This window comes from Pseudomonas urmiensis (genome assembly GCF_014268815.2).
In the GTDB taxonomy this organism is placed as follows: domain Bacteria; phylum Pseudomonadota; class Gammaproteobacteria; order Pseudomonadales; family Pseudomonadaceae; genus Aquipseudomonas; species Aquipseudomonas urmiensis.
On record NZ_JABWRE020000001.1, the window covers coordinates 746,645 to 763,471 of the forward strand.

Consider the following 16,827-nt stretch of genomic DNA (forward strand, 5'->3'; position numbering starts at 1 on the left):
GGTGGTTCCTTGACAGAAAGAGGGTAGGGCTCAGGCCTGGTGCAGGTACCAGCGCCAGTCCTGCTCGCCGACTTCGGCCATGAACTGGCGATACTCGGCACGCTTGACCTTCAGGTACACACCGAGGAAGGCCTCGCCCAGCGCTTCTTTGGCCCAGCTCGACTGCTCCAGGGCATCGAGCACGGTCAGCCAGTCAGTGGGCAGGTGCTCGGTAGCCTGGGCATAGCCGTTGCCTTGCACGGGCGCGCCGGGGTCGAGCTGTTGGCGGATGCCTTGGTGGCTGGCGGCGAGGATCGCGGCGGCGGCCAGGTAGGGGTTGGCATCGGCGCCGCAGATGCGGTGCTCGACATGCCGGCTGTTGGCCGGGCCGCCCGGCACGCGCAGGCTGACGGTGCGGTTGTCGACGCCCCAGGTCGGCGCCAGCGGCGCATAGCTGTTGGCCTGGAAGCGCCGGAACGAGTTGGCGTTGGGGCAGAACAGCAACAGCGATTCGTGCAGGTGGCACAGCATGCCAGCGACTGCCTGGCGCAGCAGCGGGGTGCCTGCCGGATCGCTGCTGGCGAACAGATTGTTGCCTTGCTCATCGGCCAGGCTCAGGTGCATGTGCATGCCGGTGCCGGCCAGATCCGAAAACGGTTTGGCCATGAAGCAGGCCTGCATGCCGTGGGCATGGGCGATGCCCTTGACCAGGCGTTTGTAGCGCACCGCCTGATCCATCGCCGCCAAGGCGTCGCCATGCTCCAGGGTGATCTCCACCTGGCCGGGGGCGTATTCGGAAATCGCCGTGCGCGCCGGGATGCCCTGGGCTTTGCAAGCCGCGTACAGGTCGGCGAGGAACGGCTCGATCTGCTCCAGTTCGCGCAGGCCATAGACCTGGGTGGCGCGTGGCCGGCCGCCGTCGTTGTCCAGCGCTGGCTGCGGGCGGCCGTGGGCATCGCGCTGCTGGTCGAGCAGGTAGAACTCAAGCTCACAGGCCATCACCGGATGCAAGCCATCAGCCTTGAGCGCCTCGATGGTGCGCAGCAGTACGTGGCGTGGATCGGCAACGCTGGCGGGTAGGCCTTCGCTGGGGTGCATGCTGACTTGCACAGCAGCGGTAGGCACACGCCGCCACGGCAGACGGACCAGGCTACCGTCGAGCGGGTAGGCGCGGCAGTCGATATCGCCGACGTCCCAGACCAGCCCGGAGTTCTCGACATCATCGCCATTGAGGGTCAGGCCGAGGATGGTACTGGGCAATGGCCGGCCACTTTCGTATACCGCCAACAGCTCATCGCGGTGCAGCAGCTTGCCGCGTGGCACGCCGTTGGCGTCGAGGATGAACAGCTCGATCAGGTCGATATCAGGGTTGTCGGCCAAAAAGCGTTCGGCCTGCTCGATAGGAGCAAAGTGCATGATGGATTCGCTCGCGCACAGGACCTGCGCACAACAGGCGCCAGGTCATACTGGGTCAGCCGGCCGGTGGGCCGGAATGGGTCAGTCAAGCGTGAGTAAAGCATCCGGTGGGCGCGCGTGACGGCAGTGCCACAAGGCCCAGAAGGCGAGGATGATGTGCACCAGCGGATTTTCGCCAGCGCAGGCCCGGACCTTCGGGAAGGAAGGGCGTGACGGCGGCTGGGCGATGCTGGGGAGGAGGATCATGGCTCGATACTCCCATGGGCTGTAAGGTTGATTAAATCAGTGAATGGCTACCTTCAGTTCGCGCTTGGCTAAACAAATGCAGCCACCTTGTAGGATGTTGGCGTGGCAGCGGGCTTGCCCCGCGATAGCGGGTAAAGGGCTATCGCGGGGCAAGCCCGCTCCCACGCGAACCTCCATAAAGCGCTACGTTATGCGACAATCGCAGCCCTTCGAATGCCGATCATGCACAAGCAGGCTCACCTGCATCATTAAAAAGCCCCATGACAGACCACGCCATCGACCAGCTGCTGAACAACCTCGACCACGCCATGATCGCCGACCGCCATCGTCTGCGTCGGCAATTGCATGAGCTGCGCAAGCGCCCTGACGAGGCCAAGCTGGCGCAGTGGGTGGACAAGGTCCAGGCCTCGTTCGCCCAGGTCACTGCGCGCCAGCAAAGCGTGCCGAGTATCCGCTACGACGATAATCTGCCGATCGCCGCCAAACGCGACGAGATCAAGAAGGCCTTGAGTGAACACCAGGTCCTGGTGATCGCCGGCGAAACCGGTTCGGGCAAGACCACTCAGTTGCCCAAGATCTGCCTGGAACTGGGCCGTGGCAGCCACGGCCAGATCGCTCACACCCAGCCCCGGCGGATCGCCGCACGCAGCGTTGCCGCGCGGGTCGCGGAAGAACTCGGCACGCCGCTGGGCGCGCTGGTCGGCTACCAGGTGCGGTTCGAGGATCAGAGCGATTCCAACACCCTGGTCAAGCTGATGACCGATGGCATCCTGCTCGCCGAAACCCAGCATGATCGGTTTCTTGAGCGCTACGACACGATCATCGTCGACGAGGCCCACGAGCGCAGTCTGAACATCGACTTCTTGCTCGGTTATCTGAAGACCTTGCTGCATCGCCGGCCCGAGCTGAAGCTGATCATCACTTCAGCGACCATCGATCTGGAGCGCTTCTCCAAGCATTTCGATAACGCGCCGATCATTGAAGTCTCGGGCCGCACCTACCCGGTAGAAACCTGGTATCGGCCGCTGACCAGCGAGCAGGACGAGGAAGGCAACCAGGTTGAAGACGACCTGACAGTTGATCAGGCGATCCTGGCTACCCTCGATGAAATCGCCGCGCACGAACGCAGTGTCGGCAAGGGGCCGGGTGATGTGCTGGTGTTCCTGCCCGGCGAGCGTGAGATTCGCGACGCTGCCGAGATCTTGCGCAAGGCCCAGCTACGTCACACCGAGATCTTGCCGCTGTACGCCCGGCTGTCGCCGGCCGAGCAGCAGAAGATCTTCCAGTCGCACCCAGGCCGGCGCGTGGTGCTCGCCACCAACGTGGCCGAGACTTCCCTGACGGTGCCCGGCATCCGCTATGTGATCGACAGTGGCACCGCGCGGATCAGCCGTTACAGCTATCGCGCCAAGGTTCAGCGCCTGCCTATCGAGGCGGTCTCGCAAGCCAGTGCCAACCAGCGTAAGGGACGCTGTGGGCGGGTCGAGCCGGGCATCTGTGTGCGCCTGTACAGCGAAGACGACTTCAACGGCCGGCCGGCGTTCACCGATCCGGAGATCCTGCGCACCAACCTGGCGGCGGTGATCTTGCAGATGCTCCACCTGCGCCTGGGTGCGATTGATGCCTTCCCCTTCATCGAACCGCCTGATGGCAAGGCCATCAGCGACGGTTTCAACCTGCTGCAGGAGCTGTCGGCGGTCAATCGCGAGAACCAGCTGACCCCGCTCGGCCGGCAACTGGCGCGTTTGCCTATCGATCCGCGGCTGGGCCGCATGCTGCTCGAAGGCGCCCGCTTGGGCAGTCTGCAGGAAGTATTGATCGTCACCAGCGCGCTGTCGGTGCAGGATCCACGCGAGCGTCCGCCGGAGCGTCAGCAGGCAGCGGATCAAGCCCACGCGCAGTGGAAAGACGTCGATTCGGACTTTGCCGCGCTGGTCAATCTGTGGCGCGGTTTCGAAGAGCAGCGTCAGGCGCTGACCGCCAACCCGCTGCGAAACTGGTGCCGGAAGAACTTCCTCAATTACCTGCGCCTGCGCGAATGGCGCGATGCCCATCGCCAGTTGTCGCTGATCTGTCGCGACCTGCAACTGACCGTTAATAAAGAACCCATTGACTATCAGCGCATGCACAAGGCCATTCTCAGTGGCCTGCTCAGCCAGATCGGCCACAAGACCGAAGAGGGTGACTACCAGGGCGCGCGCCAGCGCCGCTTCTGGATCCACCCCTCGTCCGGCATCGGCCGCAAGCGCCCGCAATGGGTGATGGCCGCCGAACTGGTCGAAACCACCAAGCTGTATGCGCGCATGGTGGCCAAGATCGAGCCAGACTGGATCGAGCCGCTGGCGGGGCACCTGATCAAGAAAAACCACTTCGAGCCGCACTGGGAGAAAAAGCGCGGGCAAGTGGTGGCCTATGAACAGATCACCCTGTACGGCTTGATCCTGGTCGGCCGGCGCCCGGTGCACTACGGGCCGATCGATCCGGTGGTATCACGCGAGCTGTTTATCCGCGAGGGTTTGGTTGGCGGTGAGATTCAGTCGCGGGCCAAGTGCCTGGCGGCTAACAAACGCCTGCTCGAACAGCTCGACGAGCTCGAGGCCAAGGCGCGCCGACGCGACATTCTCGCCGATGAGGAAACTCTCTACGCCTTCTATGAAGCGCGCCTGCCTGCCGAGATTCACCAGACGGCGACGTTCGACGCCTGGTATCGCATGACCAGCCAGAAAGACGCCAATCTGCTGATCATGCGCGAAGAGGATGTGCTGGCCCGCGAGGCCAGTGAAGTGACCGCCGCGCAATACCCTGACAGCCTCAAGGTGGGCGAGCTGAGCCTGCCGCTGAGCTACCATTTCGAGCCGAACCATCCGCGCGATGGCGTCACTGTGCGGGTGCCGGCGCCGTTGCTGCCGAGCCTGCCGGGTGAGCGCCTGGAATGGTTGGTGCCAGGCTTGCTCGAGGCCAAGTGCATTGCCCTGGTACGCAACCTGCCCAAGGCCTTGCGCAAGAACTTCGTGCCGGTGCCGGACTTCGTCAAGGCCGCCCTGGCGCGGATGACCTTTGGCCAGGGCGGTTTGCCCCAGGCGCTGGGTAAGGAGCTGCTGCGCATGACCGGCGCGCGGGTCACCGATGAGGCTTGGGCGCAAGCGGCTGAGCTGGTCGAGAGCCACCTGCGGATGAACATCGAAGTGGTCGACGGCCAGGGTAAGTTCCTTGGCGAAGGGCGCGATCTGGCCGAGCTGACTTCCCGATTTGTCGCAGCAAGCCAAGCTGCACTGGCCATGCCGCGTACGGAAAAGTCCGAGCAGCCGGTGCAGGCCAAGGCCTTCGCCGACGTCGCTGAAACCGCCCAGCAAAAGATCGCCGGGCTGTCGATGACGGTCTACCCGGCGCTGGTCGAAGAGAACGGCAGCGTACGTGAAGGACGTTTCTCGACCCACGCCGAGGCCCAGTTCCAGCATCGCCGCGCATTGCAACGTTTGCTTTTGCAACAGCTGGCAGAGCCGGCCAAGTTCCTGCGGGGCAAGTTGCCCGGGCTGACCGAGCTGGGGCTGCTGTACCGCGACATGGGCCGGGTCGAGGCGTTGGTCGAGGACATCCTGCTGGCCAGTCTCGACAGCTGCATCCTGGAAGGTGAAGTGCAGCTGCCGCGCGATGGGGCGGGCCTTGCTTCGTTGGCCGAGCGCAAGCGCGGCAGTTGGGCTGAGCACGCCGAGCGCTTGGCCAGGCTGACGCTTGAGGTGCTCAAGCTGTGGCATGGTTTGCAGAAGCGCTTCAAAGGCAAGATCGACTTGAGCCAGGCGGTTGCCTTGAACGACATCAAGCTGCAGTTGGCCAACCTGGTCTACCCCGGTTTTGTGCGCGATACGCCTGGGGTGTGGTTCAAGGAATTGCCCCGCTACCTCAAAGCCATCGAATTGCGCCTGGAGAAACTCGGCTCGCAAGTGCAGAAGGACCGCGTCTGGAGTGGCGAACTGGCCACTCTCTGGACCCAGTACAAGACACGCGCCGACAAGCATGCCCAGGAGGGCAAGCGCGACGAGCAGTTGCTCATGTACCGTTGGTTGCTGGAGGAATATCGGGTATCGCTGTTCGCCCAGCAGCTGGGCACCAAGGTGCCGGTTTCCGACAAACGCTTGAGCAAACAGTGGAGCCTGGTAGAGGGCTAAACCGCTGCAAATGTGGCAAACTTGCTGGAGTTTTGCGGCCGCTTTGCGGTCATTCGCGAGCTAGACTGGCTCCCACGAGAACTCTGGGAGCAGGTTTACCCGCGCACGAGGGCATAGCCCTCGCTGGTTCTCCCGTTTCAGCGGGAAGTTGCAATTGTAAATTGGCACCAAGGTGCCATTATCTTGCCCCTTATTTCGGCCAGCGCCGCGCGGCGATGGCCTCTGACCAGAGGAACGACCGTGCATAACGTCGTAATCAGCGGCACCGGCCTGTATACCCCGGCCCAGAGCATTTCCAACGAAGAACTGGTGGAGTCGTTCAATACTTGGGTCACGCAGTACAACCAGGACAACGCGGCGGCCATCGCGCGTGGCGAAGTCCAAGCCCTGGCCGAATCCAACGCCGCCTTCATCGAGAAGGCGTCGGGGATCAAGAGCCGCTTCGTGTTGGACAAGGCCGGCATTCTCGATCCGCAGCGCATGAAGCCACGGTTGCCGGAGCGCTCCAATGACGAGCCCTCGATCCTCTGTGAGATGGCCGTGACCGCCGCCCGCCAGGCCCTTGAGCGTGCAGGTCGCACTGCCGCCGATGTCGATGCGGTGATCGTCGCTTGCTCCAACCTGCAGCGCCCGTATCCGGCTATCGCCATCGAAGTGCAGCAGGCGTTGGGCATCAACGGTTTTGGCTTCGACATGAACGTTGCCTGCTCGTCGGCCACCTTCGGCATCCAGACCGCCGCCAACAGCATTCAGCTGGGCCAGGTCCGTGCGGTGCTGGTGGTCAACCCTGAGGTGTGTACCGCTCACCTGAACTTCCGCGATCGTGACAGCCACTTCATCTTTGGCGATGCCGCTACCGCCGTGCTGCTCGAGCGTGCTGACCTGGCGACTTCGGCGCATCAGTTCGAGATCGTCAGCAGCAAGTTGCTGACTCAGTTCTCCAATAACATCCGCAACAACTTCGGCTTCCTCAACCGTGCGGCGGAGGAGGGCGAGGGGGCAGCGGACAAACTGTTCGTTCAGGAAGGGCGCAAGGTGTTCCGTGAGGTGTGTCCGATGGTTGCTGAGCTGATCGGCCAGCACTTGCAAGAGAATGGTCTGCAGCCGAGCGATGTGAAGCGTTTCTGGTTGCATCAGGCCAACTTGAGCATGAATCACTTGATCGTCAAGAAGCTGGTTGGGCGGGATGTGGCTGAGGAAGATGCGCCGGTGATTCTGGATCGGTATGCCAATACCAGTTCGGCGGGGTCGGTGATTGCCCTGCACCTGTATCAGGATGATTTGCCTGTGGGGGCGGTGGGGGTGCTGAGTTCGTTTGGCGCTGGGTATTCGATTGGTAGTGTGATTTTGCGTAAGCGGTGATTTTTGTTTTTTTTGGTGGTGGGTTTTTCTGGTTGCGAGGGTGGCTTTTAGTCACCTTTGCGGCCATTTGGCGGGGGTAGCGCTGGTTTTGAGTTGAGTTCTTGAATGTGAGCTTATCCGTTTTTTGGGGGCTGCTACTGGCCCCTTCCGCCCTTACGGCGGGTCACTTTTTGGCAAACGCCCCAAAAAGTAACCAAAAAGGTCTGCGCTCCACCATCCGGCCCTACGCTGCGCTACGGATCCCTTCGCGCCGGCGCCTTCCGGGCCCGCGCGGCCTACGATTTGCTGCGCAAATCTACATCTCGCGCCTTCGGCTGCGCCGAAGGGTGCTGCGCACCTGGCCCTCCAGGCACCTCTGCTCAGCCTCCTGAAGTCGCGAATCTGCGGCGCCTGGAATTGCGCGCATGAAGATCAAGAGCAGCGAATTGCTACGCTCTCGCAGAAGCCAAAGCCAAAGCCAAAGCCAAGGTTTGAATTTTTCTTTTGTGTGGTTTGTTCCGGCCTCTTCGCGGGCAAGCCCGCTCCCACAGGTACCGCGCGGTTCTTCCGGCTGGCGGTGAACCTGTGGGAGCGGGCTTGATCTGGCCTAATGATTTTGGACACCTTCTACGGGCGCTATGATGGCGCCCAATTGGAGGCAAAATCAGTGCGAAAGTCATACTCGAAAGAACAGAAAATCCGGGCTGCTGAGATGGTGCTCGACGGTGGTCAATCAGTCCCCGAAGTCTGTGAAATGCTTGAAATTGGGCCTACAGCCCTGCGTCGCTGGGTTGAGCAAGTGCGCAAGGAGCGAGAGGGCAAGGTACCGGCTGGAGCCAAGGCTATCACCCCGGATCAACAACGAATCCAAGAGTTGGAGGCGTTGGTTCGGCAGAAAGACCGAGATATCGAAATCCTAAAAAAGGCCAGTGCTCTCCTGCTTCGGGACTCCAAAGATCGTTTTCGCTGATCAACGAGCTGAGTGAGCAATACGGTATCGTCGAATGCTGTCGCGTGCTTGGGGTCAAGCGCAGCAGTTTCTATGCATGGCGCAAACGCCAAGCCCGGAAAAATCCAGAGCGGGATCAGTTACGCTCGGCTGTAGAGGGCCATTTCAAAGTCTCTCGAGGTTCGGCTGGATCGCGAACACTAACCGAGGAACTGCGGCGTGACGGCCATAAAGTCGGACGCTACAAAGTGCGTAGTCTGATGCGTGAAGCTGGCCTGAAATGCAGGCAGCGCCGGCCGCACCGGTACCGTTCTTCAGGCGCGGAAGCGCTGATTGCAGAAAATCAGTTGAAGCGGAATTTCAAAGTTTCGACGATCAACGAAGTGTGGTGTGGGGATGTGACCTATATCCAGGTTGGCAAGCGCTGGCTGTACTTGGCAGCTGTGCTCGACCTGTACGCACGACGGGTGGTGGGCTGGGCATTTTCAATGATTGCGGACGCCAGGCTGGCCTGCAGCGCGCTACGCATGGCGGCCGAATCCCGCGGCAAGCCGAAGGATGTGATGTTTCATTCCGACCAGGGATGCCAGTACACCAGCCACAAGTTCAGGGCTGCACTTGAAGAGTACGACATGAATCAGAGCATGAGCCATCGAGGACAATGCTGGGATAACGCCGCCATGGAGCGCTTTTTTGGGGCCCTGAAGTCAGAGTGGATTCCCGCAGGGGGTTATGAAACCGAAGCACAGGCGCGGGCTGACGTTCAGGCTTATTTGGTCCGCTACAACCTGAAGCGCCTCCACAGCTACAACGGTTATCAAACCCCGGTAGCCATGGAGAAAAAGCTCAAGGATGCGGCATGAAACCTTAACTGGTGTCCAAAATAAGTTGACCAGTTCAAGTCGCCGCCACTAACTTCGCGACTTCAGGAGGCCGAGCGTAGGTGTCTGTAGGGCCAGGTGCGTCAGCACCCTTCGGCGTAGCCGAAGGCGCGAGATGTAGATTTGCGTAGCAAATCGTAGGCCGCGCGGGCCCGGAAGGCACCGAAGCGAGGGGACCCGAAGCGCAGCGTAGGGCCGGATGGTGGAGCGCAGACCTTTTGGTTACTTTTGGGGCGTCTGCCAAAAGTGACCCGCCGTAAGGGCGGAAAGGTGACTCAGCGCCACCCTAGCCAATGGATATGCTCAAACCTCTAAAAGCCCAAGCCCAAGCCCAAGCCCAACGAAAAAAAGCGAAAAGCGCCGGATGGGGTTCGGCACTTCCCGCTTTCACTAACGCAGAGCAACTACACCTTAGAACTTAGCTTCCAGATCCACCTGCAACGTATCGACATCAGCATTGCTGTTAGGCAGCTGCGACAGATCGGTCTTGGCCATCAGATAAGCAGCACCCACCGAGAAGTTCTTGTCGATCTCGTAACCCACCTTGAACTTGTGACCGCGCGAACCCGTGAAGCCGTTACCGAAGTCAGAGTCGGTGAACAGGCTGACCACAGCGTTACGCTGCACATCGCGGTAGTTATAGTCCAGGCTCCAGGCACCGAGCTTGGTCTTCAGGCCCGCCAGCCAAGCCTGGTCTTCGCCATCGGTGCTCTCGGTGTTCTTCACGTACTGACCATAGGCCGACAGCGGTACAGCCAGGCCAGTCAGGTCGATCTGACCGAAGCCTTCCACCAGGTTGAACTCGTTGGTGGTGTTGCCGAACGACTGCAGGATGGTGGCTTCCTTGTCGTTGTCATAGCCATAGATGCTCGCACCCACGGTGACCTTGAGGGCATCCATCGGCGCGAACTTCGCCCCCAGCTGGCCGTGGTAGACCTGGGCGTCGTGCTTGTACTGCACGCCGTCGCCGTCGACGTTGTCCTTGAGGGTGTATTGACCCGCGCTGGCGAACACTTCGGCGCCGCCCAGGTCGGTCTTGTAGGTAGCAGCCACACCTTCCGGGTTGATGTCGCTGTCCCAGATGATGTCGCCCATGCTGACCCAAGGCTGGGCCATCTTGCCGCCGATCAGGTGCAGGCCGGGCAGGGCGGTTGGGTGCCAGTCGAGGTAGGCCAGGTCAACCCACAGCGACTTCTTGTCGAAGTAGTTGTCCAGGCTCTGGTTGGTCGAGCGACGGTCAGCGCTGCTGCCGGTGGCGACACGGATGCCGGCGTCGACCTGCGGGTTGATCTCGCTGTAGAAGCCAACACGGGCACGCACGCGCTGACGGTCCTGGTTGCCGCTGGAGCTGTTCGGTTCGTCGACGTTGACGTCTTCGTAGCGCAGGCGCACATCGCCCTTGATCTGGGTCTTGGCGGCCCAGGCGACTTTCTGTTCAAAGGAGCTCATCCGCTCGGATTGAGCCTTCATGTCTGCCTTTTCCTTGGTTTCCTTCGACAGGTCGGCCTGCAGTTCGTTGTACTGCGCCTGGTTGATCGAGCCGTTGGCGCGGAGCATTTCGAGCAGCTTGGCGTCGACTGCAGCACTGGCTGGAGTACTCAGAGCCAGCATCAGGCCGGTGAGGCTCACTCCAGTAAGTGTAGAAACAAGACGCATAAGGTTCTCCCTGTTGGAAAAGTATGGGGAGGCTTGTGCGCCCGCCCCCGAGTTGGCAAGTCTTCGGAAAAGGCCTGAATAGACAGGTCGCTGGGGTTCCGGAAAACAGGCGCAAGTATTGCGAGGGGGGATGACAGAATAATGTCTATTTAGTGGCACTGCCGTTAAGAAAACCGCTGTCAGTGCGCTTGAGGTTTGTCAGTCGCGCCCTGCATCCGGGATACTGGCAGGCGCCTCTTGGAGAGTGAACCCGTGATCAGCCTGTACAGCCTTGCCCATTTGCGCGACCTGCCAGCGGCGACCTGGGATGCGCTGGTGCCCGCCGGCCAGCCGTTTCTACGGCATGCGTTTCTGACCGCGATGGAGGACAGCGGCAGCGTCGTGCCCGCCACCGGCTGGGCTGCCGAGCACTTGATCCTGGAGCGTGACGGGCAGGTGCGCGCGGTGCTGCCGGCCTATCGCAAATGGCATTCGTTCGGCGAGTACGTGTTCGATCACGGCTGGGCCGATGCCTGTGAGCGCGCCGGGATTGCCTACTACCCCAAGTTACTGGGCGCCGTACCGTTCAGCCCGGTCAGTGGCCCGCGATTGCTAACCGAGGATCCTGCCGATGGCCTGCTGTTGCTGCAGGCGCTGCCTGAGTATCTGGGCAAGGGTGGCTTGTCGGGCGCCCACATCAATTTCACCGACAGCGCCCTGGACCAGTCGATTGCCGGTCTGCCGGGCTGGATGGAGCGCCTGGGTTGCCAGTTTCATTGGCGCAATCAGGGCTATCGGGATTTCCAGGACTTTCTCGATACTCTCAGCTCGCGCAAGCGCAAGCAGATGCGCAAGGAGCGTGAGCAGGTGCTGGGGCAGGGTATCGAGTTCCAGTGGTATCGCGGCGATGAGCTGAGCCAAGCGCAGTGGGATTTCGTGTATCTGTGTTACGCCAACACCTATGCCGTACGTAGGCGAACGCCGTACCTCACGCGGGCGTTTTTCAGCCTGCTGGCCGAGCGCATGCCCGAGGCGATCCGCGTCGTGGTGGCGCGCCAGGCGGGGCGGGATGTGGCCATGGCGCTGAGCCTGGTGGGCAGCGATAGCTTGTATGGGCGCTATTGGGGGTGCCTGGCCGAGTTCGATCGGTTGCACTTTGAGACGTGCTTCTACCAGGGGATGGACTTTGCCATTGCCCAAGGCTTGCAGCGCTTCGATGCGGGGGCACAGGGCGAACACAAGCTGATTCGCGGGTTTGAGCCGGTGATCACGCGGTCGTGGCACTATCTGTTGCATCCGGGGTTGAGGCGGGCGGTGGAGGATTTTCTTGGGCAGGAGCGCGAGGGGGTCAGGGCTTATGCCGAGGAGGCGCGGGGGATGCTGCCTTATCGGCGGGGTTGATGGGTGGGCTGTTGTGGCCCCATCGCGGGGCAAGCCCGCTCCCACGCAATGGCTGCATAGCTGCATAGCTGCATAGCCGCATAGCCGCATAGCTGCATAGCTGGTTAGCGTGGGAGCGGGCTTGCCCCGCGATGGGGGCGCGCCAGCCTGAAACTCAATCGACGCCGACAAAACCGCCAGTCTGGTGATGCCACAACCGCGCATACAGCCCTTGGTGCGCGAGCAGTTCGGCATGGGTTCCGCTTTCGACGATATGCCCTTTGTCCAGCACCACCAGCCGGTCCATCCGGGCGATGGTCGACAGCCGGTGGGCAATGGCAATCACCGTCTTGCCCTGCATCAGGGTCTCCAGGCTTTCCTGAATCGCCGCTTCCACCTCTGAGTCCAGCGCCGAGGTAGCCTCATCCATGATCAGGATCGGTGCGTTCTTCAACAGCACCCGGGCGATGGCGATACGCTGACGCTGTCCGCCAGACAGCTTGACCCCGCGCTCACCCACATGCGCATCGAAGCCAGTGCGCCCCTGGGCATCGGACAGCTGCGGGATGAACTCGTCGGCCCGTGCCCCGCGCACAGCTTCCCACAACGCCTGTTCGCTGGCATCGGGGCGGCCGTACAGCAGGTTGTCGCGGATCGAGCGGTGCAACAGCGAGGTGTCCTGGGTGATCATGCCGATCTGCGCGCGCAGGCTGGCCTGGTTCACTTCGGCGATGTCCTGGCCATCGATCAGGATGCGCCCGCTTTCCAGGTCGTACAGGCGTAGCAGCAGATTGACCAAGGTCGATTTGCCTGCCCCAGAGGGGCCGATCAGGCCGATCTTCTCGCCAGGGCGAATGTCCAGGTTGAGGCCGTCGATGACCTTGCCACCTTTGCCGTAATGGAAACCCACGTTGTCGAAGCGCACTGCACCGCGAGTGACCTTGAGCACCGGTGCGTTGGGGCTGTCGGTGACCGTCACCGGCTGGGCGATGGTTTGCAGGCCATCCTGGACCATGCCGATGTTCTCGAAGATGCCGTTGACCACCCACATGATCCAGCCGGACATGTTGACGATACGAATCACCAGGCCAGTAGCCAGTGCGATGGCACCGACCGTGATCAGCGACTGGGTCCACAGCCACAGCGCAAGCCCTGTGGTGGTGACGACCAGCAAGCCGTTGAGGGTGGTGATCACCACGTCCATGCTGGTCACCACGCGAGCGGCCAGCTGGGTTTTCTCGGTCTGCTCACGGATCGCCTCGCGGGCGTATTGCTGCTCGTAGTCGGTATGGGCGAACAGCTTGAGGGTGGCGATGTTGGTGTAGCCATCGACAATGCGCCCCATCAGCTTGGAGCGCGCATCGGAGGAAATCACCGAGCGCTCCTTGACCCGCGGCACGAAGTACAGCAAAGCGGCGATGTAGCAGGCGATCCACACCAGCAGCGGCAGCATCAGCCGCCAGTCAGCCTCGGCGAACAGCACCAGCGAGCTGATCGCGTAGATCAACACGTGCCACAGCGCATCCACCGCCTGCACCGCTGAGTCGCGCAGGGAGTTGCCGGTTTGCATGATGCGCTGGGCAATACGCCCGGCGAAGTCGCTCTGGAAGAAGTTCAGGCTCTGCTTGAGCACATAGGTGTGGTTCTGCCAGCGGATCAGGCTGGTCATCCCCGGGTTGATGGTCTGGTGCACCAGCAGGTCGTGCAGGCCGAAGAACACCGGACGCAGCAGCAGGACCACCACCAGCATCCAGATCAGCTCGCCACTGTGCTCGCTGAAGAAGTTGGCGTTGGGCGTGCCTTGGGCCAGGTCGATGATCCGGCTCAGGTAGCTGAACATGGCCACCTCGATCAACGAGGCGACCAGGCCAACGATCAGCAGGGCCAAGAAGCTTGGCCACACCTGACGCAGGTAGTAGAGGTAGAACGGCCACACCGTGCTCGGAGGCGCCTCGCTCGGCGCTTCGCGGAAGATGTCGATCAATTGCTCGAAACGGCGGTACAGCATGGGGGTTACAACTCCTGTTCTACCCGACCTGCAGGCGGTTCACATCCCTGTGAGGCCTGCACTCAGTCGATGCGTTTGGCGGACTTGATGAACACCGGATCGGCCGGTACATCACGCATGCCCTTTTTGATAGTGGTCGGCGAATTGACGATCTGGTCAACCACGTCCATGCCTTTGGTGACCTTGCCGAACACGGCATATCCGGCATCGCGACCTGGGTCGAGGAAGGCGTTGTCGGCAACGTTGATGAAGAACTGGCTGGTGGCCGAGTTCGGGTTGGAGGTGCGGGCCATGGACAGGGTGCCGCGGGCGTTATGCAGGCCATTGCTGGCTTCGTTGCGGATCGGGTCGTTGGTGTTCTTCTGCACCATCTGCTCGGTGAAGCCGCCGCCCTGGACCATGAAGCCTGGGATCACGCGGTGGAAGATGGTGTTGTTGTAGAAACCACTGTCGACGTACTCAAGGAAGTTCTTGGTACTGATCGGCGCTTTTTCCGCGTTCAGCTCGATTTCGACCTGGCCGAAGCTGGTGTCGAGCAGAACGTGCGGGGTCTTGTCCGAGGCCATGACGCTGGTGGCGAAGGCAACCGAGCAGGCGGCGAGCAGGAGTTTTTTCAGCATGGGCTCAAAGATCCTTGAGAGGTGGAGGCGGCTGCAAGAAAGTGCAGCAGGGTCTGGTTGAAGACCTCGGGTTGATCGAGGGGTGTAGCGTGCCGGGAATCTTCTATGACTGCCAGTCTAGCCTGGGGTATCAAGGCGACGTAGCGCTGTTTCAGTTGTATCGGTGTGTAATCGTGGTCGGCGGCGATCACCAGGGTGGGACAGCCGATCTGGCCGATGCGTTCCGCCACGCCCCAGTCGACGATAGCGTCGAAGCTCTTGAGGTAGGCGCGCTTGTCGTTGCGTGCCCAGCGCTGGGCCATCTTCTGGCGAAGATCGGCTTGTTCGGGTTTGGGGAACAGCCGCTCGGCCAGGCCCTTGCCGACGGCTTCGACGCTGAGCAGACGCGCCAGGCCCCAGCGTTTTGCCCACCAGATCCAGTCGCTGCGGGTGCGTCGCTTGACCTCGGGGGCGCTGTTGACGATGCACAGGCTGCGTAGCCACTGCGGGTGGTCGACGGCAAACTGAAAGCCGATCATACCGCCCATCGACAGGCCAACGAAGTGCACTGGACCGGTGCGCAGGTGTTCGAGCAGGGCCAGCAGGTCTTCGCTGAAGGTGGCGATCTGATAGCCATCGCGGGGTTTGTCAGAGCGGCCGTGGCCGCGGATGTCCATCAGGATCACCCGATAGTGCCGGCTCAGCTCGGGCACCTGCAGCTCCCAGTCCTGGCAACTGGAGCCCAGCCCATGCAACAGCACCAGGGGCTCGCCCTGGCCGTATTCCTCGTAATGCAGCGTGCATCCTTCGTGTTCGAAATAGGCCATGGGCGCGGTCCTCAGGCTTGCGGCGGGGCTGCGAAGGGCACGTCCAGGGGCGCAGTGTCGAAATTGCGCAGCAGGTCGATGAGGATCTGCGTGGCCGGGCCCAGGGTCTTTTCCTTGCTGGAGTAAAGGTAGAACAGTGGATGGCGACTGCCACCCTGGTCCAGCGGCAATGGCTTGAGCACGCCGTCGCGCAGCTCGCGCTCGATCATGTGTCGAGGCAGCCAGGCAAAGCCCAGGCCGCTGCTGACGAAGGTGGCCGCAGTGCCCAGGCTACCGACCGTCCAGCGTTGTTCAGCGCCCAGCCAGCCGACATCCTTGGGTTGCGCGCGGCCAGAGTCACGGATTACCACCTGCAACTGGCTCTCCAGGTCCTGGAAGGTAATCTCCCGGCCCAGGCGGTGCAGGCTGTGTTCCGGGTGGGCGACGGCGACGAACTCCACCGAGCTCAGTTCGGTGCCCAGGTAGCCGCCGATGCTGAAGCTGCTGATCGCAAGGTCGGCGATGCCTTCATGCAGGACTTCCTCGACCCCAGACAGCACCTCTTCGCGCAGCCGCACGCGGCAGCCACGGCTCTGCGGCATGAACGCGCTCAAGGCGCGCACCAGGCGGGCGCTGGGGTAGGCGGCATCGACCACCACGCGCACCTCGGCCTCCCAGCCTTGTTCCATGTGATGGGCCAGGTCTTCGAGCTGGCTGGCCTGCTTGACCAGGTGGCGCGAGCGGCGCAGCAGGACGTTACCGGCCTCGGTCAGCACGGCTTTGCGCCCGTCGATGCGCAGCAACGGCACGCCAAGTTGCTCCTGCATGCGTGCCACTGTGTAGCTGACCGACGATTGTGAGCGGTGCAGGGCCTCGGCGGCCTGGGCAAACCCTCCGTGATCGACCACTGCCTGCAGGGTTCGCCACTGATCCAGGGTTACGCGCGGCGCTTTCATCTTCAGCTCCTGTTGTCCTAAGCTGCGCTCTTTCAAGGAGAGCGCTCTATGAAGAAAAGTTGTGTGGCATTACTGCTGTGCCTGCCCCTTACCGCCATGGCATACCCCATCGATGTCGACAAGCAGCTGACCGGGGTCAAGGTCGACTACACCGCCTACGACACGGCCTACGACATCGGCAGCATCTCGCTGAACAACTATGGAGAGGTTGCGGCGTCGTGCAAGGTCACTTTCCGCAACGGCCCGGAAGCGCCACGGGTGCGTCGGGTCAATGTGCCGGCCAAGCAAAGCGTGGACGTTACCGCCAAGTTCAACCGGCAGATCATCAAGCTGCGGATCGGTTTGAGCTGTAAACCGGAATAAAACAGATTAGTCGATAGATTGAACCCACTTTTTACGCTTTTTTATCGATAGGTCAACCCTTAATCTTTCCTCCATCGAATCGCACCCTATTTGCCGATGGAG

The 16,827-nt window shown here is 61.7% G+C and carries 12 protein-coding genes; 6 read left to right on the forward strand and 6 right to left on the reverse strand.

The features are described 5' to 3' along the window. Window positions 1-30 precede the first annotated feature (30 nt). The gene (locus HU737_RS03460; protein ID WP_186557725.1) at window positions 31-1,395 is read right to left on the reverse strand and encodes a glutamine synthetase family protein; all 1,365 of its coding nucleotides are present in this window, start codon (window positions 1,393-1,395) and stop codon (window positions 31-33) included. 506 nt (window positions 1,396-1,901) lie between these two features. On the opposite strand from HU737_RS03460, the gene hrpA reads away from it, so the two are divergent. From hrpA to HU737_RS03475, 4 genes are all read left to right on the forward strand, one after another. Beyond that, a complete protein-coding gene (gene hrpA, locus HU737_RS03465; RefSeq protein ID WP_186557726.1) occupies window positions 1,902-5,807 on the forward strand; it encodes an ATP-dependent RNA helicase HrpA in 3,906 nt (1,301 codons plus the stop codon). Window positions 5,808-6,047: 240 nt separating this feature from the next. Further along, window positions 6,048-7,169 carry a beta-ketoacyl-ACP synthase III gene (locus tag HU737_RS03470; RefSeq protein ID WP_186557727.1) on the forward strand — a complete coding sequence of 374 codons (1,122 nt, stop codon included), beginning with the start codon at window positions 6,048-6,050 and terminating at the stop codon, window positions 7,167-7,169. Window positions 7,170-7,758: 589 nt separating this feature from the next. Next, complete coding sequence (locus tag HU737_RS26115) at window positions 7,759-8,118, forward strand: transposase (RefSeq protein WP_225915574.1); 360 nt, start codon at window positions 7,759-7,761, stop codon at window positions 8,116-8,118. Between the two features lie 26 nt (window positions 8,119-8,144). Next, a complete protein-coding gene (locus HU737_RS03475) occupies window positions 8,145-8,960 on the forward strand; it encodes an IS3 family transposase (RefSeq protein ID WP_367616058.1) in 816 nt (271 codons plus the stop codon). Between the two features lie 429 nt (window positions 8,961-9,389). Here the strand turns inward: HU737_RS03475 and HU737_RS03480 are convergent, their stop codons facing one another. Beyond that, window positions 9,390-10,634 carry a putative porin gene (locus HU737_RS03480; protein WP_186557477.1) on the reverse strand — a complete coding sequence of 415 codons (1,245 nt, stop codon included), beginning with the start codon at window positions 10,632-10,634 and terminating at the stop codon, window positions 9,390-9,392. 252 nt (window positions 10,635-10,886) lie between these two features. Between HU737_RS03480 and HU737_RS03485 the strand changes: the two genes are divergently transcribed. After that, window positions 10,887-12,014 carry a GNAT family N-acetyltransferase gene (locus tag HU737_RS03485; RefSeq protein WP_186557478.1) on the forward strand — a complete coding sequence of 376 codons (1,128 nt, stop codon included), beginning with the start codon at window positions 10,887-10,889 and terminating at the stop codon, window positions 12,012-12,014. Between the two features lie 154 nt (window positions 12,015-12,168). Here HU737_RS03485 and HU737_RS03490 read toward each other — a convergent pair whose 3' ends face one another. From HU737_RS03490 to HU737_RS03505, 4 genes are all read right to left on the reverse strand, one after another. After that, on the reverse strand, window positions 12,169-14,001 hold the full coding sequence (locus tag HU737_RS03490; protein ID WP_186557479.1) for an ABC transporter ATP-binding protein: 1,833 nt from the start codon (window positions 13,999-14,001) through the stop codon (window positions 12,169-12,171). A gap of 62 nt (window positions 14,002-14,063) precedes the next feature. Beyond that, the gene (locus tag HU737_RS03495) at window positions 14,064-14,621 is read right to left on the reverse strand and encodes a peptidylprolyl isomerase (RefSeq protein ID WP_186557480.1); all 558 of its coding nucleotides are present in this window, start codon (window positions 14,619-14,621) and stop codon (window positions 14,064-14,066) included. After that, window positions 14,615-15,427 carry an alpha/beta fold hydrolase gene (locus HU737_RS03500; RefSeq protein WP_186557481.1) on the reverse strand — a complete coding sequence of 271 codons (813 nt, stop codon included), beginning with the start codon at window positions 15,425-15,427 and terminating at the stop codon, window positions 14,615-14,617. Before HU737_RS03500 ends, HU737_RS03495 begins: the two co-directional genes overlap by 7 nt. A gap of 11 nt (window positions 15,428-15,438) precedes the next feature. Continuing rightward, window positions 15,439-16,362, reverse strand: a complete 924-nt coding sequence (locus HU737_RS03505) for a LysR family transcriptional regulator (RefSeq protein ID WP_186557482.1) — start codon at window positions 16,360-16,362, stop codon at window positions 15,439-15,441. 48 nt (window positions 16,363-16,410) lie between these two features. Between HU737_RS03505 and HU737_RS03510 the strand changes: the two genes are divergently transcribed. Continuing rightward, window positions 16,411-16,725 carry a 3-phosphoglycerate kinase gene (locus HU737_RS03510; protein WP_186557483.1) on the forward strand — a complete coding sequence of 105 codons (315 nt, stop codon included), beginning with the start codon at window positions 16,411-16,413 and terminating at the stop codon, window positions 16,723-16,725. Window positions 16,726-16,827: the final 102 nt, after the last annotated feature.